The sequence below is a fragment of the Pseudoalteromonas sp. S2755 genome, from assembly GCF_005886535.1.
Taxonomy (GTDB): Bacteria; Pseudomonadota; Gammaproteobacteria; order Enterobacterales; family Alteromonadaceae; genus Pseudoalteromonas.
The window spans coordinates 1-19,687 of the sequence record NZ_PNDS01000141.1; the positions used below are offsets into that span (position 1 = coordinate 1).

The following is a 19,687-nucleotide window of genomic DNA, read 5'->3' on the forward strand; positions in this document are numbered from 1 at the left end:
AGTCGGGTTTGATTACGGAAGTTCTAATTGTGCGATGGGTGTCATGCAAAATGGTGAAGTGGACTTACTGCGTCTCGAGCAAGATAAATATTACCTGCCTTCGACTATGTATGCCATGCACAATGCGTTAATTCCTGCATTTGTTAATCGTCATCTCAATGAACCAGATCCTGTCTACACACAGTCTCGGCAAGGGCTGCTAACGGTAGCGCAGCAAGCTAAGCGCGATCTTGATTTAGAAGCACATGAAACGGGCGTTTTTTTTGGTCAAGCGGCAATTTCTGAGTATATCGAATTTCCCGAAGAAGGTTTTTTTGTAAAATCACCCAAGTCCTTCTTTGGGGCGGTTGGGCTGAAACCTCAACAAATCGCCTTTTTTGAAGATATTGCTGCGGCGATGATGGTGGAAATTAAGCGCCGTGCCGAGACGCAGCTGCAACAGTCCATTACCGACACTGTGATTGGTCGACCTGTTAATTTTCAGTCCGTCGGTGGAGAAGAAAGTAATCAACAAGCGGTTAATATTCTTACCACCGCTGCAAAAAGAGCTGGGTTTAAGGAGGTGGATTTTCTCTTCGAACCGCTCGCAGCGGGGATTGAGTACGAAAGCCGTCTTCAGCAAGATAAACTTGTGCTGGTGGTTGATATCGGCGGTGGTACTAGCGATTGTTCGTTTGTCCGAATGGGACCAAGTTATCGCAATAACACGCAGCGCCAGCAAGACTTTTTAGCGCATACTGGTAAACGTATCGGTGGTAACGATTTAGATATTGCGCTTGCTTATCACCAATTAATGCCTTTATGTGGTCTAGGCTCTAACATGAGTTCAGGTTTGCCGATGCCTAGTCAACTGTATTGGCAGGCATGTAAAATCAATGATATTCAGTCTCAACTAGACTTCTACAGCGATAAACTAGCGCGAGAATTGCAAAGCATGTTGCGAGATGTCGCCGAGCCGCAAAAGTTGGCGCGTTTACTTCACATTCAACAGAACAAACTTACCCATCAAGTTGTTCGTGAAGGTGAGCTTGGTAAGATAGCACTCTCTGAGCAAGCAAAGTTTAATGCCGATCTTGGTTTTATTGAGCCACAGTTAACCTCTGAATTTACGCAGCAAGATTTTGCCGAGTCGGTCATGTCGAACTTAGAACAGATGGGCATGCTTGCGAAAGAAGCCATTCATCAAGCGGGATCAAAACCCGATGTAATTTATCTGACTGGCGGTAGCGCGCAATCACCGTTACTCAAGGCAACGCTTGCACAGCAAATTGGTGATATTGAAATGGTGAACGGGGATAACTTTGGTAGTGTTACTGCAGGCTTGACTAAGTGGGCGGAGAAACTATTTAAATAATCGAAGTCAAAATCAAAGAAGCGGTCAAAAGCCGCTTCTATTTATTAATCTAAGCGACTAGCAAGGTATTGCTCATAATCAGGTAAATGTCGTGCGATTGGCTGGCTCATTTTATCGCACGCCATCAGTAAATCTGCTGTCGCTTCATTACAGGCGACGGGAATATTCCAAACGGCAGCGAGTCTCAACAGTGCTTTTACATCCGGATCGTGAGGCTGTGACGCAAGCGGATCCCAAAAGAAAATCAAGACATGAACATCCTGCTCCGCGATTTTGGCACCAATTTGCTGGTCGCCACCCATTGGGCCACTAAATAGCTTTGTTACTTCTAAACCAGTATGCTTTTCTATTAGGTTACCCGTTGTGCCCGTAGCGTAAAGCTTGTGCTGTTTTAGGCTATCTAAGTGGGTCTGACACCACTCAAGTAGAGCTGGTTTCATGCCATCGTGTGCAACCAAAGCGATATGCTTTTTAGCTGGCAGTGGCTGTGAACGTTTTTGCATGTGTACTGCTCCTATTTTGCGTAACTGTTTAGAGTAATAAGTTGACTGCCAATGCGATAAAAATTAAGCCTGAAATACGATCAATCCACACCGGCGCTGCGGGATGCTGCCTAAAATAGCCTGCGATTTTATCACCACCATAGATATACATGCAGTCGATAGGGAAAGCTAAAATAGGATACAGTAAACCAAACATGGCCAGTTGCATCGTTGTTGAAGTCGCCAAGCTACTATCGACAAACTGAGGAATAAATGCAATAAAAAACAGGGCGACTTTGGGATTTAAGACTTCCGTCATCATTGCTTGAAACATCACGTTTTTAGGCTTTTTGGTGCTCACGTGTGGTTTTTCCTCGCAAGCTACCTGCCCCTTCCCAAGCGTCTCTTTGATAGTCATTATACCTAGATAAGCTAAGTAAGCTGCGCCGAGGTATTGCACTGTGGTATAGGCGGTCTCTGAGGCTTTTAGGAGTGCCGATAGGCCAACAACGGCAAAGAGTGTGTGGATCACCCCTCCGAGTGCAAAGCCTAATGCGCTTTGCATGCCAGCTGCGCGGCCATTAGTAAAGGTCTGCGCCATTAAAAACGCATTGGATGGACCTGGTGCCACGGCAATTATCGTGCTGGCGATTAAAAATGAGAATAAGTATTCAAGATTTAGCATCGTGTTATTAAATTAGATCTTTACCAATCCATACCACTTTACCGAGAATTTCCAGCTGCTCCAATTCATTTGGCATCACAACTTGTTCCCGGTATTCTTTATTATCGCTAATCAAGCGCACTGAGCCATCAAAGTTTTGTTGTAGGCGCTTGGCATAAAGCTCTTCACCAAGGCGAACAACATAGATCAGGCCTTCGCTTAATTTTTTATCCGATAAGTCCACTAGAATTGTATTGTTATTGTGAATAGTGGGTTCCATAGAGTCGCCTTTGGCAAACACCACGACGAGCTGTGACTTATCTAGATTTTTAAATTCAATCCACTTTTTTCTAAATGCAAGGTAGCGTGCAACCTCGGCACTTTGGTTAAATGCACCATAACCCGTGCTGACAGACACATGGTAGCCAGGCACAACAACAAAGTCCTCATTAAAGTCTTCCAAGGTAATACTTTGCTGGATGATTGGTGACTCTGTTTTGCAATCAAGTGGGATCCCTGTAACGAGCCACATTAAGTCTACATTGGCCTGTTTGGCAATGCGTTCAATCACACTGAGTTTTGGGTCTTCCCCTTTTAATATTCTGCGCAGCGTCCCTTCAGATACATCAATTTTTAACGCAAAAGCTCTAATACTGTCCGGCTTGATCGCATATTCTACGCGCTCCGCTAGGCTCATGAGACTTTGTTCCATGCGTTGCCTCTTAAATAATGATACGTGTGCGTCATTATATGGGCTATTTTTTGCGAAGTAAAATCATTTTTGACGCAAAAAAGATCCATTTTTTCGTTGTAATGCGTAAAAAATAGATCTATCATCTTCATTAAATTACGCAGTGAATGCATTTAGTCAGTGAGTGCGTAAATAAGTGATTTTTATAAACGTCATATATTTGCGCAATTTTTTAAGGAATGAGTGTGATGTTAATGAGCCAACCTTTAATTTCAGAACGCGCGCCGCTTGGTGCTGCCATACTTAGATTTGCACGTAAAAGCCGCGGTTTTACTCAAGCTGAATCAGCCGCAAGCTATGGTATAGAGGAGCGAACATTAAGGCGCTGGGAGAATAACGAATACAACCCTAAATGGAATGATGTGATTGCATTGGTTGAAGATGTTTATTTAATGGACATTGTTAATGTTATCGTGGGGTTAAGGACATCAAGTGCTGCGTAAAAAATTAAAGCCAGCGTACGCTGGCTTTGTTTGATAAAATCGCTATGTCTAGCATAGCGACTTATATTTTCTTACTCTTCGTCTTCAACAAGTGTCATCAGTGAAGTGTTACCACCAGAAGCTGTGGTATCGATACTAATGGTTTTCTCTGTTACTAGACGATTGATAAGCGTATCGTAGTACTCTGCACTGATCACTGGCAGGATAGCGCCTTTGCGCTCTGCAAGTTGTTGTGAGAAGTAACCAAGGCGTGAAGAGCGTGCAGCCACAACAGCACCTGCAAGATGAGGGTGTGCCAAAATAGCTTGCAGTTGGTTTTGCTTCGCTACTTGGAATACGCCTTCAGCAACCCCAGTAGAGATAAACTTATCTCTAAATGCCAATGCTTCTTCATAGAATAGGTCAGAGGCTACCGTGATCACTGTGTTACCTGCAGCAAGCGCTGTGATAATTGAAATCGCCCAGAAGTTGAACGAAGTACTCTTATCGGCATATACCACAACACAACCACGCGCTTCTAAGTGCAGCGTATTCGACTCACCAGTAGGTCCCGGTAGCGTCGTGTAAGTACGCATACGCTTTTCTAAGCGGTTTAGCTGAGCACGTGCATCAGAAAGCGTTAATGACAAATCATCTGCCAACTCATCAATGATGTCTACAGTTGCGATTTTAGCAAGTAGCTGACGCACTGCTGATACACGGTCATTCAGAGCAGTACGACGCCAGATTTTTTCATCACGCTTTGAGTTTTGCATCAGTTTTTCAACTTGCTCAACTGCACCTGGGAAGTGGTGGATCTCTAGCTCATCAGGCGTCAGATCTGTCATTTGTACGTTGTCTGGTGACGCCTTTTCTTTCACAAGGCGAACTAGGTAGTTTGGACCACCTGCTTTTGGACCTGTACCAGAAAGACCACGTCCACCAAATGGCTGTACACCAACGATCGCACCAATCATGTTGCGGTTCACGTATACGTTGCCCGCGCGAGACATTTTAGCTAGGTATTCGCAGCGCTCTTCAATACGCGAATGAACGCCCATTGTTAGGCCATAGCCTGTCCCATTGATTTGGTCGATCACATTATCGAGTTGATCTGCCTTGAAGCGTACAATATGGACTACCGGACCGAATACTTCACGCTTCAACACGGATAGATCAGCAATCTCATATAGGCGCGGAGCGAAGAAGTAAGCGCCGTTCTCGCTGTTGTCTGGGATCTTAGCTTCGAATAGTAGCTTGCCGTTCGACTTCATGTAATCAACGTGCTTAGTCAAAGTGGTCAGCGCTTTTTCATCGATCACAGGACCAATATCAGTTGAAAGCTGTGAAGGGTCACCCACATGCAGTTCTTTTAGTGCACCTGTTAGCATTTCGATAATGCCATCAGCGACATCTTCTTGTACAAATAATACACGAAGTGCTGAACAGCGTTGACCCGCACTTTGGAAACCTGAAGAAATAACATCGTCAACTACTTGCTCTGGTAATGCTGTTGAGTCAACGATCATACAGTTTTGACCACCCGTTTCAGCGATCAGAGGAACCTGAATGTCATTACGCTCAGCAAGAATTTGAGAGATAAGCGTACCAGTTTCTGTTGAACCTGTGAACATAACCGCTTGGATACGCTCGTCAGGCACGATGTGTTTACCCACTTCGCTACCGCGTGCGATAACAGGCTGTACTACATGCTCAGGTAAGCCAACGGTATGCATTAATTCGATGCAACGCAGTGCAATCATACTGGTTTGTTCAGCAGGCTTTGCAATAACGGTATTACCAGTCACGATAGCGGCAGCCACCTGACCTAAGAAGATCGCAAGCGGGAAATTCCACGGGCTGATACATAAAATTACGCCACGAGCTTCAAAACGTTCATCTTTAGAAAGCTCTTCTGCACGCGCTGCATAGTAGCGACAGAAGTCAACGGCCTCACGTACTTCATCGATGCTGTCTTGGGTTACTTTACCAGCTTCTTTAATACAGATAGCAACGAGTTCATCATGGTGACGTTCAAGAATATCAGCAGTGCGACGTAGCAAGTTTGCACGTTCCTCAACTGAGGTTTGAGACCAACTTTCAAAAGCCGCATCAGCATTGGCGAGCACGCTTTGCATGTGTGCTTCATCGTGTAAAGGCACAGATCCAATCACTTGTTTGTGGTTTGCAGGGTTACGAACAGCAAGATGACCTTCTGGTACTTGGCTTTCATCGATTAGGTGTTCGTTAAACCAGTTGTCTAGGTTTTCTTTAAACGGTGTTAACTCGTTGATGTCAGTTAGATCTTTACCTTTTGAGTTTGGACGCTCATCGCCATAAAGCTCGATAGGTAGTTTAATCTGCGTGTTGTAACGGTTACGTAGGCCTTGCAGTGTTTCTACAGGATCTGGAAGTAGTGATTCAACAGGCTTAGTAGTATCAACAATCGCGTTTACGAATGATGAGTTTGCACCATTTTCAAGTAGGCGGCGTACCAGATAAGCAAGTAAGTCTTCGTGCTGACCAACTGGCGCATACACACGACATTGAATCCCTTCTTTTTCAACGATTTGGTCGTAAAGTGATTCACCCATACCGTGTAGACGTTGGAATTCGAACCCTTTATTGTCACCTTTGGCTACTTCTAGGATAGTTGCTGCGGTGTAAGCATTATGCGTTGCAAACTGTGGGAATAGCACATCGCGTGCTTCAAGGAGCTTAATAGCACAAGCTTTATAAGAAACGTCAGTCGTTGCCTTACGAGTGAACACAGGGAAGTGATCAAGACCATCTTGTTGAGTGGTTTTGATTTCTGTATCCCAGTAAGCACCTTTTACTAGACGTACCATCAGCTTTCGGCCAACGCGGCGAGCAAGCTCTGCTACCCACTCAACGACGAAAATAGCACGTTTCTGGTAAGCTTGAACTGCAAGACCAAATCCGTTCCAGCCTTCTAACTCGGCATCAGAAAATACTGCTTCAATAACGTCTAAAGAGATATCTAAGCGATCCGCTTCTTCAGCATCAACCGTGAAGCCGATATCGTACTTTTTGGCTTCTAAAGCCAATGACTTAAGCTTAGGTACAAGCTCATTCATAACACGCTCGCGGTGTGTAAATTCAAAGCGAGGGTGAATTGCTGAAAGCTTAACTGAAATACCTGGACTTTTTACTGGGCCACGACCTTGAGCTGCTTTACCGATGGCGTGAATGGCTTCTAAATAGCTGTCATAATAACGCTCGGCGTCACGCATCGTGCGTGCGCCTTCACCTAGCATGTCATACGAATATACATAACCTTTTTGTTCTTTATCAGCAGCACGATCGATAGCATCTTGAATGGTTTCACCCATTACAAACTGCTTACCCATGATCTTCATTGCATAGTTAACGGATTTACGGATAACTGGCTCACCAAGACGACCAATTGTACGCTTTAGCACGCCAAATTGTTCTTCTTTATTCTTGTCTGAATAGTTAACCATTTTACCGGTAACGAGTAGACCCCAGCTCGAAGCGTTAACAAATAATGAGTCGCTGCTGCCTAAGTGTGAACTCCAGTCGCCTTTTGCGAGCTTATCGCGGATCAGGCTTTCTTGTGTTGCTTTGTCTGGAACACGAAGTAAAGCTTCGGCCAAACACATCAGTACCACGCCTTCTTCGGTAGAAAGAGAGAATTCATTTAAAAGCGCGTCTACACCGTTTTGACCATCTTGGTCTCTACGAATGTTCAATACCATTTGACGTGCACGTTCCCATGCTCGGCTTCGAGCTGTAACGCCTACCTCAGCTAAAGGTAAAATATGATCAATTACTGCGTTCTCATCAATGCGGTAAAAATCACGGATCTTTTGTCGGATAGGACAGTTAGTTGTCAAATCGCCGTTATAAAGCATAAGCAACCCTCAAAAATTGGAGTCAAAAATACATGTAATTCGCGCCTGCCTATGGAATCACACACCGTAATGTGCAGATTACAAAACTACATCTGAACTGATGCCAAACTAAGCAATCAAAGATTGAAAGTGTAGTTTAATTTGTATAGGAAGCCTCAATTACGACAAAATGATGCAGTCACATTGCTAACCATAACACACCCATTTGGGGGTTCAAATTTTAGCCAGAATGCATAATCTAAATGTTCGAACAAAGCCGCGTTAAAGACTGAAATAAGTCGCTTTGCCCTTTATCGTTAATTTCGCGGGCATTCTATCGAAAAGACAGCAGAATATGCTGTTTTATTTTCAAGGAATACGGTAAATTTGCGGGTAATCTCAAACCCTCACAAAATTTTATGCTGATATGACGACTTCCATTAAAACTCGGGTATTAGATCGCATCGACTTAGCAATCTTAGACGCGCTTCAGCGCAATGCTCGGATCTCTAATGTAAACTTGGCGAAAGAGGTAAACTTGAGCCCGAGCCCTTGTCTCGATCGAGTAAAAAAACTCGAGTCGGAGGGGTATATCGAAGGGTATACGGCAAGATTAAATGCCGCAAAACTTGGCCAGCATTTGGTTGCGCATGTGGAAATCACCTTAAAAAGCTCGACCGAAGCGGTATTTGAGGTGTTTAAACAGCATATTGTAAAAATCCCCAACGTCGTTTCTTGTGATATGGTAGCTGGTGGCTTTGATTATTTAGTTAAGATCCGAGTCCAGGATATGCGTCAATATCGTGAGGTATTAGGTCAAATCGTTGAAATACCTGGAGTTGGTACAAATCATACCTATATGGTGATAGAACACGTCAAAGAAGACATGGGTGTAGAAGTACTGAACTATCAGTAACTGTTGGCCTAATTTAAGGAATAATAGATGCAAAAAGTGGTGCTTATCACCGGTGCGAGCCGTGGGATTGGTGCGGCAACGGCTCAACTGCTGGGACAACAAGGATTTACCGTTGTTATAAATTACAAGCAGAATGTGCAAGCCGCGGAAACGATTGCCGATACCATCCTAGGTAATAATGGTAAAGCGCATTTGTTACAAGCAGATGTCACAGATGAAAAATCTGTAGAGGCAATGTTTGAAAAGATAAAGACCGATATTGGCATAGTTACGCATTTGGTCAACAACGCGGGGGTGCTGAACACGCAGACTCGAGTTGAACACATGACTGCAGCGCGTATCAACAATATGCTTACTAATAATGTTACGCCGTATTTTATTTGTGCTCGCGAAGCAATTAAACACATGCGTTTGAGTGCCAATCCAGCACAGTGTGCAATGGTGAATGTCTCGTCGGCAGCTTCTTATTTAGGTGGGGCTAATGAATATGTTGACTACGCGGCTGCAAAAGGTGCAATAGACAGCTTCACTAGAGGCTTATCTCTGGAATTGGCCGCTGAGCAGATCCGCGTGAACTGCGTGAGACCGGGCTGCATTTATACCGATATCCACGGCGACGGTGGCGAACCAAATCGAGTTGATCGCCTAGCCGATTTTTTGCCGCTGAAGCGAGGTGGAACCGCGATTGAGGTTGCCCATGCTATCGCTTGGCTTTTAAGTAACGAAGCAAGCTTTGTTACAGGAACTTTTATTGATTTAGCTGGAGGGAAATAGCAATTTATGAAAAATAAAATTGTTTATGTCTCAGGAACATTTGATCTATTTCACAGTAACCATTTAAAAATGATTAGTTATGGCCGAGGTTTAGGAGACACGTTGATCGTTGGTGTAAGTACCGATGAACTTGTTTGTTCTTATAAAAAGCCACCGGCAGTGCCATTTGAAGAGCGTTTAGCGATCATCGAAGGGTTAAGAGATCCAGATCTTGCTATTCCACAACGTACTTTAGATCATCGTGAAACAGTGAAAAATTTAAATATTGATGTGTTCGTGATTGGCGATGATTGGAAGGGAAAATATGATTATCTGAAAGAGCTTGGAGTTCAGGTATTTTACTTTCCTTATGGTGCTGGCGTTAGCTCCAGTAACTTAAAGCAAAAAATCTACGATCAGTATAAAAAGCTGATAGAGCAAAGCGACAATCATCCAATCCCAGAGCCACAGAAATGAAAGTGTTAATAACGGGTGGACAGGGTGGTCTTGCCGCTTATTTAAGCGATGAATTGAAGCGCTTAGGACACGAAGTGGAAGCACCATCACGCGCGCAGCTTGATGTCTCTAAACCAGCTGAAGTTGAGCGTTTTTTTGACGACAAATCTTATGACTATGTAATCAATGCGGCAGGAACGCTTTACTCAAGTTTAGTGGCAGACTCAGACCCAAATCTCTGGATCCGTGACATCGAAGTAAACCTAATCGGCACTTATTTAATTTCTCGTGCTGCAATTAAAGCAAACAAAGCGGTACATTTGATCAATGTGGCGTCGACGGCGGCATTTAACAGTTACAAAGATTGGACGTCTTATTGTGCGGCGAAAGCGGGCGTGGTGACCTTATCTAAAGGTCTTCACAAAGATGGCTACAAAATAACGGTACTGTGTCCCGGGGCAATTGACACTAAGCTGCGCGATGGTCTTACAATTAATAATCCCAATGTGATGAGCATACCACAAGGCGCTGCCCCAATCTTAGAGGCTGTAACTACATCGCAGCACATCGGTAAGCTGTTTTTTTATCGCCTGAATGAAAGTCGTAGCGAGTCGCTTGATTAGACTGTTTTGCTAATATTCATTGGCATAATGCACTTGAGCTGCGTTCTCGATACGATTGCGAAAGGTCGGGGCTAGCAGTTTGTAATAGTATGTGGTGGCATGGAAGTCACCGCGCTCGTCACTGACAAAATGAGGGATTTGCCCTGCGACTTTAAAGCCTAGACTCTGATATAGGATTTCTGCGTCTGAATCTGAGTGTGTATCAAGGACGAGTAACGATATCTGCTGCCGTGTAGATTCTTGCTCTATGGCTTGCATCAGCTTTGTTGCTACGCCTTTTCGTCGGCTATTCGGATGAACTAATAGCTTTTCAACTTCAGCCCGGTGCTGAGCATTATCTTTTGTTGCCGGCGAGAGTTGCACACAACCTGCCATTACGCCATTAAGTTCAGCGATAATAAGCGTCTTTTGCGACTTGATCACAGCATCGAATACCTGCCACCAGTAGTTTTGTATTGCTCTGCTAGAGGAAGAGGGCAAAAAGCCGATAGAGGCGCCAAGATTAATACAGGCTTGCGTCAGCGCACTGAGCTGTTTTACCCAAAGCTGACAATCTAAGCGATTGTATTTCAAGCTAGGCGCCTGAATAATGCGAAGCTGCATAGCGGTATTAGACAAATTGTTCATGCAGTTCCTTATTTATCCGAGCCAGACTTTGCTCAAGCCTTGCCTTTTCATGCATTAATTTTTGCCATCGAGTTTGCTGTTTCTCTTTGGATCGTCTCAGTGCTTCGTATAGTGAACGCTGCGGCACATGATAGGCTTTTGCGGCTTGTGATGGGGTGAGCATATCGTTCATTACCGCGTGTACCGCAGTGTCTAGTTTGTTAAGAGTCATTGTGTTTTCTCCTTAACATCTACTGGGTTTGTTGCTGTATCGTGCACAGGCCAGATACTCACATCCAAATGCCAAAGTAAGTACATCGTTTGATATAAAGTGTACATAATTACGCTCCTTTTTTGTCGTGTTAGTTGATAAGGAAAAACTGTGCCAAAAATTAAAATTATTTAATATCAATAGGATGTGTTTTTTATTGGTATGTAAATACGTTCACATTGCACTGCTTTAGGGAGGTGAGTGCAGCATTTGCACCGAATTGAACAGAATTAGCGCGAGAGTGCTTAAAAGTTAATTTGGATCAAATCAAAGTGAATAAAGTAAATAAAATGTTTATTTTTAATATTTGGATAGTAGGCTTTGTGCGACTTTATTGAAGGAGCATTTTTTCATGTCTGAATTATCCAGAACTCAAGATATTACAGACCCCGAGGGGTTACAGTTTCAAATTCAAATCGACGACATTGCGGTTAATGCATGCGATGGTGAAACCGTGTTGTCTGTTTTGCTTGCGGCGAACTATAAGCAAATCATGGAAAGCGATCGAGAAGCCGTATCCGGTGCTTATTGTGGTATGGGCGTTTGTCATTGTTGTCAGGTAACAATAAACAAACAACATAAACAAAAGGCTTGTCAAACCTTAGTACAACCCAATATGCAGGTTGAAACTAAACAAAATCGTTTCAAGCAGGTTGGAGTATAGTGTGATGTCTAGTTGTCAAAAAGAAAAAATCGTTATTGTCGGTGCAGGACCTGCTGGCGTTAGCTGTGCAGCTGAGCTGGCTAAATATGGCATTACTAGCACCTTAGTGGATGAAGCACCAAAAATTGGTGGGGTGATCTATCGCGGGCCACTTCGACAAGCGAGCAAGCTTCCTCATTTAGATGAAAATCTTAAACGAGCGATGGCTGCGCTAAAGGTACGCTACGAACATCATAAACAAGATATAACACTACAACTACAAACCAAAGTGCTTGGGCCTGAAGGCGAAAGCGGTTTGCTGTTGCAAACACAAAATCAGTTAACACAAATAGATTACACCAAGTTGGTTCTGGCAACTGGTTGTCATGAGCGCAGTGTGCCATTTGAAGGGTGGCAGTTACCTGGTGTGATGTTAATGGGCGGGATGCAACTTCAGCTTAAAAGTGGGTTAGTTCGCCCAGGGAAAAAAATGGCTTTAGTCGGAACTGGACCATTACTGCCACTGGTTGCTTGCCAGTTACATAAATCCGGTGCACAAGTGGTTGGCGTATATGAAGCGAGTCGCTTTAGTGAACTGGCGAAAGAGACCGTGGCGCTGCTTAATAAACCTAAGCTTACGCTTTCGGGATTGAGTATGTTGGCGTATCTCAAAAAGCATAATATTCCGTTCAAGTATGGCTATGGCATTGTGAAAGCTGAAGGCCAAGAAAAACTCTCCAGTGTTACCGTAGCGCCTTACGATGAGCACTGGCATGCGGATTTGTCAAAAGCACAGCATTTAGCCGTGGATAGTCTAGGGGTCGGTTATGGTTTTGTTGCCCGCACCCAGCTTGCCATGCTACTTGGGGTTTCTCATCAGTACACCACCACGAATGGTTATGTGCCTTTATTAGATGACAATTTACGCAGTAGCTTAAATTCAATTTTTATCTGTGGTGACACCAATGGTTTGCTAGGTGCGGAAGCGGCTATCATTGAAGGGAAAATGGCCGCAACCATGCTTGCCTATGAACAAGCCTGTTTAAGCGAAACGGCCTTCCACACGCGGATGCGCAAGCTCAAAACTAAGCGTAAGCAAGCACAGAAGTTTAGAGCCGGATTTGACCGCTTCTCGGCGCGCAGAGAAGGCCTACTAGCGCTAACCCAGGCAGATACCGTGGTGTGTCGCTGTGAACAAGTAAAGCGCCAGCAACTCGATTTAGCGTTGCAACAAGGTGCGAAAGATTTGTCTAGCGTGAAAATGAGAACCCGTATTGGCATGGGAGACTGCCAAGGAAAAATGTGCTCTAGCTATGCACTAGACCGACTGCACGCTGCAGGGCACTTAGATACACTCGGTGTGATAAGGCCAAGATTCCCACTAGACCCAATTCCATTTACTTTACTGGAGAAAAACCATGAAGCAGTATGATGTCATTATCGCAGGTGGCGGTGTAATAGGCGCTGCTTGTGCTTACTTTTTAAGTCGCGATACCAACCTAAAAATCGCGTTGGTGGATTTAAAAAAGCCGGGTAACGCGTCTCGTGCATCTGCGGGCGGATTATGGGCGATTGGTGAGTCGGTTGGTCTTGGCTGTGGGGTGATCTTCTTCAAAACCTTGTCTAAGCTCCAAAGTGAAGGAGATACCGAAGCTGCGGAAACATTGCGGCCGCATCAATTACCAGAATGCTTTTTTGAACTTGCGCTCAAGTCTAACGAGTTATATCCAGCACTGCATGAAGAAATGCTGACCAGACACGATGTCGATTTTAAGTTTGAACGTACTGGTCTTAAATTCATTATGTACAATCGCGATGATGAAATATATGCAGATAGCATAGTGTCTGGGATCCCTAATTTGTCTTCGCAGATCCGTTGGCTAGACCAACAGCAATTACGTGCAGAGGAACCTTACATCACCCCAGATGCAATTGGCGCAATAGATTTTATTTGCGACCATCAGGTAAACCCATACCGATTAGTCGATGCGTATACCGAAGGCGCGCGCCAAAATGGTGTTGAGTTATTTCTGAATACCGAAGTGCTAGAGGTACTGCGTGAAGGCAATAAGGTGATAGGCGTGAGGACGCAAGATCAAAGCCTGCATTGCGACACTCTAATTAATGCCGCTGGTGCCTGGGCGGATGACATTTACCATCAGGCAACAGGTAAACACATGCCAGTTTACCCGGTTAAAGGTCAAATAGTGTTGTCTGAGCGCATGCCTAAAGTATTAAATGGTTGTATTAGTACCAGTGATTGCTACATTGCACAAAAGGACAACGGCGAGATTTTAATTGGCTCATCAACGGAGGAAAAAGGCTTCGACACCACCAATAGTCTAGATAAAATTACCGAGTTGTCACAAGGTGCTATGAAGTGTCTACCTATTCTTAAAGAGTCGAGTATTAAACGTTGTTGGGCAGGGCTTAGACCCGGTACACCGGATGAGCTGCCAATTTTGGGCCCCGTTGATGGAGTGGAAGGTTACATTAATGCGTGTGGGCACTTTAGGACGGGGATTTTAATGTCGGCCATTACCGGCACGCTTATTACCGAACTCATGACAGGCAAACCTACCTCTGTTGATTTAGCTCCATTTCGCGTTGAAAGGTTCGAATAAGCGTTTGATTCTGTTGTCTTAATGGGATATATCTAGTTGCTGATGAATATTCCATTAAGGCAAGATAGACGGTGCAATTACGCAAGCCTAAAAAACTAAACAGAGGTGATACCCTTGCGATTGTATCAAGTCAGCCCGTCCTCCTGACTGATTTCGACGCCCATCCATGGGCTACGACATACTTTTCTTTGATGCCCAAAGAACAAGTATGCAAAAGAAAGGGCACTCCCGACATCACACTGACTCCTCAAGCAAATCGCCAATATGAACGTCACCGCTGTGTAAGGGACATCCCTGTCCCTGTCACAGCTTTTCACGCATCCATGCGTTGAAATGACTCATTGGCAATTTACTTTCGGGTGTGATGAGGGAGGAAAACGGTGCTGAGAGCTTTTTTGGTGCTTGCAGGCAAATTTGCTGCTTTAGTAGATAAAACCAGAAACAACGGTCAATACCACGCCCGAAAAGCGTAACTTCTCGGCGGGTGGATCGCCTCCCACAAAACTACTTAGACTGTTAATTAGGAGGCGATGCAGATAGTTTTTGTAACCCTAGCAAACAGCTTCATCGTAAAAACGTAGAAGATCTTACAAGCAACTTATTCCCCCTCCATCACACCCGAAAAGCATAAGCTGATATGCAATGTGCCGACAGGATGTCGGCTAAGTCTTGTCAGGCACAGGGACGTGCCTTACAAGACGGTTGCACTATATCGGCTTAGGGTTTGAGGATTGAGTGTGATGCTGGGGCGACGTTTTCTTGGTTCGTTCTTTTTCGTCGTTTAAAAAGAATGAACTAGGAGCGCATGGATGCGCTTTGATATTAGCCAAGGAGGGGATGCTTGATTAGGACTGTTTTGTAAAATCAAGTAGCTAACCTGCTTAATTGCTCAAACTAGCGGCCTCTGTATGCGTAAAAAATATCATTGCTTATCAAGGCAAATTTAGGTGTAATGAATATATAACAAGCGCTGAGCGATGCAGGGAAAGCTAACATAACACTAGCTAAACTGATTACACTAGCTAGGAAAGTGAGAGCCTCCAAAAAGCCTATTTTTCTAAGTAAGCTACAGCATAAACAACACCAACTCTGTCACACCGAGCAGATAGCGGCTCAGTCCAACAAGCGATTATGCAACACAAACTTGCGTGCCGCATAAATACTAAAATGTTAGGTGCTAAATTGATTTCGAGTCCACGTATAGAATTTTTTACTTGGTTAAGTGCTGGGATTGCAGCAACATCACTTGCTTTACTGATTTTTATACCTAGCCTCAACGAGGTAAACGTATACGCTAAAATGGTTTCTCTAATTGCATTTATAGTTTCACTAACATTTTCTGTTGGTTCGCTATCCATACTTAAAGAAATGATAGTTTTTAGTAATGAAAGCAACGACAAAGCAACATCAATTCACCACTTTGTTCTATTTGTTGCTTTGTTAAGCTATTTAATTGGTTTTGGGGCTTACTTTTATAGCTTATCTCCAATATACACGTATATATTTACTGGTGCCTTTATAGTTGTTTTAATATTTTTTAAAAAGGCACAAAGCGCGATAATCGCACTTAACAAGGCAAATTAAAAAGTGCGGACAAAAAACAGTTGACTTTGTTCGTGCCTCACAAATTTTAGCCAACTATTTTTAGCCGTTTATTTGCGGCGTTAGTTTTCATCGACCATCGACCATCGACCATCGACCAAGGAGTCAGGTAATAAATGTTTATAAAAATAGTTAAGACGTTTTTGATCGCACTGTCTTGCATAATCACACTAGGAGTTGTTAACGCTTATGTGTTCGTTCCTGACCTTCAGCGACATGGCGAGATCGTGGCCTATCGAGGAGGGGGAAGCGCAGTTAATTATGAAAAATTAAATAAAACTGGCTGTACCGCCCTTTCAATAGAAGCATCAAACATCAATTCTGTTGAGAACACACTAGAAGCTGTGGCTTCTTCCGTTGCAGCCGGAGCTAACGTAATTCATCTAAATGTTCATAGAACTCGTGATGACCAACTGGTTGTCTTTCATGACTGGACGTTAGATTGTGCTACAAACGGGTCTGGGCCGGTACATAAAACATCGTTTGAGCAGTTGAAAAGTGTTGATGCAGGATATGGATATACGTTTGATGAGGGTGCGACTTTCCCATTTAGAGGAAAAGGTTTTAGGATTTCCAAGTTAGAGGCGTTTTACGAACGGTATCCAAAGCATGAGTTTTGGTTAAACCTAAAGAGTAACGACATACGTTCATTCGAAACTCTATATGAATATCTATCTGGAAAAAAATCTAGCCATATTGTAATTACCTCTTCAAAAGGTATGGATTGGTTTCGAAACAAGGATTCGTCTTTACGGTTAGCAAGCGTCGGTAGCGTAAAGAGTTGCGGCATAAATTATCTTTTAGTTGGATGGGCGGGATTAGTTCCTGAGTCCTGTAGGAACACCATTCTTTTTATACCTCCCTCGATGACAAAGTATTTTTGGGGCTATCCTGAACGCCTCGCATCAAGATTTCAGAGCTATGGTTCGGATGTTTATCTTTGGTCTCGACACGAATCGATTACCCAATCCTACGATGACGTTGTCGCATCGGGTATTGGAGTTATCACTAGTGATCTTGATTTTATTCGTGCAACACAAGCTAGCAAACGCGTCAATCAGGACGCTCGCTAACTCGCGCACGCGAGCGTTATAAATACTTTCAGACACTGTGCGTAAATACATTACGGAATAAATATGTCTTCGATTTATCAACGTTTTTTCTTGAGCAAGCTAACTTTAGCGATATTAATAATATTTAGTATTTATATATTGTTGCGTACTATTGCGTTTTTTGTTCATCAGCCAATTCCTCTTTCAGGCGACTATTTCTCATTTGAAGGCAAACAAGTGAGGTATGTCTGTAAAGGTAGCGGAAATCCCTATGTTTTTTTTGAATCTGGTTATGGCGATGACTCGGAACAGGTTTGGTCATCAATTTCTGAGCAATTACCACAGACATTCACGTCATGTTATTACGACCGATTAGGTCATGGCGGCAGTGACGACATTCCAACTGATTTTACGACGAAACAAAAGGCTCAACTTCAAGCGTCTCTTATTCAACATGTTGCCGGTGACAACTCGGTCATTATAGTTGCGCGGTCATACGGCGGAATTATCGCAAGACACACTGCCGCAATAACCAACAGTAATTTGGCTGCGCTAATATTGTTAGATTTAGCGCACGAGAATCAACATGAAATATTACGCGGAACCTTCTCTCCCATCGCGACACATGTGCAAATTTGGCATTACGCTGATCCGATTCTGGGGATATCAGATATCAAGAATCTCTTTAAGAAATATGATTCTTCGTTGGCGCAACGACTAGACCAGTACTATTCCAGTTTTCGATACGCGCAAGTGATGTCAGCTTACCGAAACGAAGGCGGCTTCTTCACACCCTTAGAAGATTTCAATTATGACTTTGGTAATTTAAGAATGGTGGTAATGAGTCATGACAGAGAAGCCTACAAAACGGCACCTCGCTTCTACAACGTCGGAGATAAGTGGGCTGAAATGCAAAAAAGTATCGCTCAGCTTTCTCGCAATTCAGAACATATTGTTGTTAAAGGCGCTACTCATAACATTCCAGACGATGCGCCTGACGTGGTTATAAGTAAGATTATTGAAACTGTCGATATTATGTCTAAGCAACCGAGCTTAAGTAGTCGATTCTGAATATTGGCGTTTTGATGTTCTGAGACAAAAAATAAGGACAAAAATAAGGGACAATAAGTCACACCCATCACTATTAACATCAAAGCTGAGAGAGTGAAGTAAACACTTAATGCGATGTTTCCATCGCTCGCTATTGGTACATATACGACCGTTAGATTTAGCTAAGTTCTACCAATCAAATCTAACATAGCAAGTTAAGGCTTATCCAGATTAGCACTTGCTCAAATTAACATAAAAAAACCAGCGTACTGACGCTGGTTTTTTGGGTTACTTTTTCTTTTTAACCTTGGCGGCTTTCTTTTTCGCCTTGATTTTCACCGGATCTTTTTTCTTCTTCGGTGCTTTTGCTTCTTTATGTTTAGGTTCTAAGCCTTTAATTACACGGCGTTTAAGTTTTTGGTCGGTGTAACGCTCAACCTTTCCTAAAACCTCAACATCGTGAGCTTCAACCAAAGAAACCGCAGTGCCTTTTTTACCAGCGCGGCCAGTACGACCGATGCGGTGTACATAAATATCCGCAGTGCGCGGCATATCAAAGTTAAATACGTGGCTGATATCTGCAACGTCGATACCACGGGCGGCAACATCCGTCGCTACAAGAATTTTTGTTTTGCCACTGTGAAAACTTGCCATTGCAGCCATGCGTTTGTCTTGTGGCATTTCACCACGTAGCCAAGTGGTTTTAATGCCTTTAGCAAATAGCTCGCCCACCAGTGTTTCAAGTCTTTCGCGGGTTTTAACAAACACAACGGCTTTAGTGACTTCTTCATCATCGAGCAACTGCGCTAATAGGTTAACCTTGTGCTCGTAGTTATCTGCAAGATGAACCCACTGATGGATTTTACCTTTTTCTTTTCGTGATGGCGTGGCTTCAAGTAGTGCTGGGTCTTGTAATATACGCTCAGCAAACCTCTCAACGCTTTCGCCCTCAAGGGTTGCAGAGAACAAAAAGCACTGACGACGGTTAACCGCTTCAGAGCAAATACGTAGCATTTCTTTTCGAAAGCCCATGTCTAGCATGCGGTCAGCTTCATCTAAGATCAGTAGCTCAACGTTTTCTGCGTGGAAGTTCTCGGTTTCAAGATATTCCATCAAACGACCAGGCGTTGCGATGAGGATATCATTGTTCTTTTCGAAGATTTCTTTGTGACTACCGTAATTAATACCGCCAGTTACCACGCCTATTTTAAGGTTAACGCCTGCGGCAAGGAGTTCACATTGCTCGTGTATTTGATAGGCAAGTTCACGCGTTGGCGTCATGATAAGTACGCGGGCAAAGCCGGGCTCTTTGCGAGGGAAGTCAAGCAAATACTGAATCGCAGGGATCAAGAATGCAGCGGTTTTACCCGTACCGGTTGGTGCGCTGGCGAGAATATCTCGGCCAATTAGCGCTTCAGGAATAGCCATCTGTTGAATGCTGGTGGGAGTATCGAACCCCATTTTTTTAATCGCACTAATCAGCTTGCTGTCTAAATCAAATTCAGTAAATTGCATATTGCATCACAAATAAAGGACAATAGCG

Annotated in this window: 19 protein-coding genes; 12 read left to right on the forward strand and 7 right to left on the reverse strand. The window is 43.7% G+C overall.

Features of this window, described 5'->3' with window-relative positions; all coding sequences use genetic code 11:
• A partial coding sequence (gene yegD, locus CWC03_RS20135) for a molecular chaperone (protein ID WP_138583394.1) occupies positions 1 to 1,354 on the forward strand: 1,354 nt, incomplete at its 5' end.
• Between the two features lie 44 nt (positions 1,355 to 1,398).
• On the opposite strand, the gene CWC03_RS20140 is transcribed toward yegD, so the two are convergent.
• From CWC03_RS20140 to CWC03_RS20150, 3 genes are read right to left on the reverse strand one after another with little or no spacing between them, the layout of a single operon-like run.
• Positions 1,399 to 1,857: a methylglyoxal synthase gene (locus CWC03_RS20140; RefSeq protein WP_010371978.1), complete on the reverse strand. Its 459-nt coding sequence runs from the start codon at positions 1,855 to 1,857 to the stop codon at positions 1,399 to 1,401.
• A 28-nt stretch (positions 1,858 to 1,885) separates the two neighbouring features.
• On the reverse strand, positions 1,886 to 2,521 hold the full coding sequence (locus CWC03_RS20145; protein ID WP_138583395.1) for a LysE family translocator: 636 nt from the start codon (positions 2,519 to 2,521) through the stop codon (positions 1,886 to 1,888).
• A gap of 7 nt (positions 2,522 to 2,528) precedes the next feature.
• The gene (locus tag CWC03_RS20150) at positions 2,529 to 3,212 is read right to left on the reverse strand and encodes an XRE family transcriptional regulator (protein WP_010371973.1); all 684 of its coding nucleotides are present in this window, start codon (positions 3,210 to 3,212) and stop codon (positions 2,529 to 2,531) included.
• A gap of 227 nt (positions 3,213 to 3,439) precedes the next feature.
• Between CWC03_RS20150 and CWC03_RS20155 the strand changes: the two genes are divergently transcribed.
• On the forward strand, positions 3,440 to 3,694 hold the full coding sequence (locus CWC03_RS20155; protein ID WP_010371972.1) for a helix-turn-helix domain-containing protein: 255 nt from the start codon (positions 3,440 to 3,442) through the stop codon (positions 3,692 to 3,694).
• Positions 3,695 to 3,765: 71 nt separating this feature from the next.
• On the opposite strand, the gene putA is transcribed toward CWC03_RS20155, so the two are convergent.
• A complete protein-coding gene (gene putA, locus CWC03_RS20160; protein ID WP_138583396.1) occupies positions 3,766 to 7,569 on the reverse strand; it encodes a bifunctional proline dehydrogenase/L-glutamate gamma-semialdehyde dehydrogenase PutA in 3,804 nt (1,267 codons plus the stop codon).
• A 406-nt stretch (positions 7,570 to 7,975) separates the two neighbouring features.
• On the opposite strand from putA, the gene CWC03_RS20165 reads away from it, so the two are divergent.
• The 4 genes from CWC03_RS20165 to CWC03_RS20180 are packed head-to-tail and all read left to right on the forward strand — an operon-like array spanning position 7,976 to position 10,296.
• A complete protein-coding gene (locus CWC03_RS20165) occupies positions 7,976 to 8,464 on the forward strand; it encodes an Lrp/AsnC ligand binding domain-containing protein (protein WP_138583397.1) in 489 nt (162 codons plus the stop codon).
• 27 nt (positions 8,465 to 8,491) lie between these two features.
• Positions 8,492 to 9,238, forward strand: a complete 747-nt coding sequence (locus tag CWC03_RS20170) for an SDR family oxidoreductase (protein ID WP_138583398.1) — start codon at positions 8,492 to 8,494, stop codon at positions 9,236 to 9,238.
• A 6-nt stretch (positions 9,239 to 9,244) separates the two neighbouring features.
• Positions 9,245 to 9,694 (forward strand): FAD synthase family protein, encoded by a 450-nt coding sequence (locus CWC03_RS20175; RefSeq protein WP_010371961.1) that lies wholly within the window; start codon positions 9,245 to 9,247, stop codon positions 9,692 to 9,694.
• A complete protein-coding gene (locus CWC03_RS20180) occupies positions 9,691 to 10,296 on the forward strand; it encodes an SDR family NAD(P)-dependent oxidoreductase (RefSeq protein WP_138583399.1) in 606 nt (201 codons plus the stop codon). The genes CWC03_RS20175 and CWC03_RS20180 overlap by 4 nt, the downstream gene beginning before the upstream one ends.
• 9 nt (positions 10,297 to 10,305) lie before the next feature.
• Here the strand turns inward: CWC03_RS20180 and CWC03_RS20185 are convergent, their stop codons facing one another.
• Both CWC03_RS20185 and CWC03_RS20190 read right to left on the reverse strand, forming a co-directional pair.
• Entirely contained in the window at positions 10,306 to 10,923 is a 618-nt protein-coding gene (locus tag CWC03_RS20185; RefSeq protein ID WP_138583400.1) for a GNAT family N-acetyltransferase, read from the reverse strand.
• Positions 10,907 to 11,134 (reverse strand): helix-turn-helix domain-containing protein, encoded by a 228-nt coding sequence (locus CWC03_RS20190; protein ID WP_138583401.1) that lies wholly within the window; start codon positions 11,132 to 11,134, stop codon positions 10,907 to 10,909. Before CWC03_RS20190 ends, CWC03_RS20185 begins: the two co-directional genes overlap by 17 nt.
• Before the next feature lie 391 nt (positions 11,135 to 11,525).
• Here CWC03_RS20190 and CWC03_RS20195 point away from each other — a divergent pair, with 391 nt between their 5' ends.
• From CWC03_RS20195 to CWC03_RS20220, 6 genes are all read left to right on the forward strand, one after another.
• Positions 11,526 to 11,837: a 2Fe-2S iron-sulfur cluster-binding protein gene (locus CWC03_RS20195; protein WP_010371949.1), complete on the forward strand. Its 312-nt coding sequence runs from the start codon at positions 11,526 to 11,528 to the stop codon at positions 11,835 to 11,837.
• 4 nt (positions 11,838 to 11,841) lie between these two features.
• Positions 11,842 to 13,248, forward strand: coding sequence for an FAD/NAD(P)-dependent oxidoreductase (locus CWC03_RS20200; protein ID WP_138583402.1), 1,407 nt, complete (start codon positions 11,842 to 11,844; stop codon positions 13,246 to 13,248).
• Positions 13,235 to 14,440 carry an NAD(P)/FAD-dependent oxidoreductase gene (locus CWC03_RS20205; RefSeq protein ID WP_138583403.1) on the forward strand — a complete coding sequence of 402 codons (1,206 nt, stop codon included), beginning with the start codon at positions 13,235 to 13,237 and terminating at the stop codon, positions 14,438 to 14,440. Before CWC03_RS20200 ends, CWC03_RS20205 begins: the two co-directional genes overlap by 14 nt.
• 1,131 nt (positions 14,441 to 15,571) lie before the next feature.
• Complete coding sequence (locus tag CWC03_RS20210; RefSeq protein ID WP_138583404.1) at positions 15,572 to 16,024, forward strand: hypothetical protein; 453 nt, start codon at positions 15,572 to 15,574, stop codon at positions 16,022 to 16,024.
• A 134-nt stretch (positions 16,025 to 16,158) separates the two neighbouring features.
• On the forward strand, positions 16,159 to 17,115 hold the full coding sequence (locus tag CWC03_RS20215) for a glycerophosphodiester phosphodiesterase family protein (protein WP_138583405.1): 957 nt from the start codon (positions 16,159 to 16,161) through the stop codon (positions 17,113 to 17,115).
• Positions 17,116 to 17,178: 63 nt separating this feature from the next.
• Complete coding sequence (locus tag CWC03_RS20220; RefSeq protein ID WP_138583406.1) at positions 17,179 to 18,165, forward strand: alpha/beta fold hydrolase; 987 nt, start codon at positions 17,179 to 17,181, stop codon at positions 18,163 to 18,165.
• A gap of 267 nt (positions 18,166 to 18,432) precedes the next feature.
• Here the strand turns inward: CWC03_RS20220 and srmB are convergent, their stop codons facing one another.
• A complete protein-coding gene (srmB, locus tag CWC03_RS20225) occupies positions 18,433 to 19,659 on the reverse strand; it encodes an ATP-dependent RNA helicase SrmB (RefSeq protein WP_138583407.1) in 1,227 nt (408 codons plus the stop codon).
• Between the last annotated feature and the right edge of the window lie 28 nt (positions 19,660 to 19,687).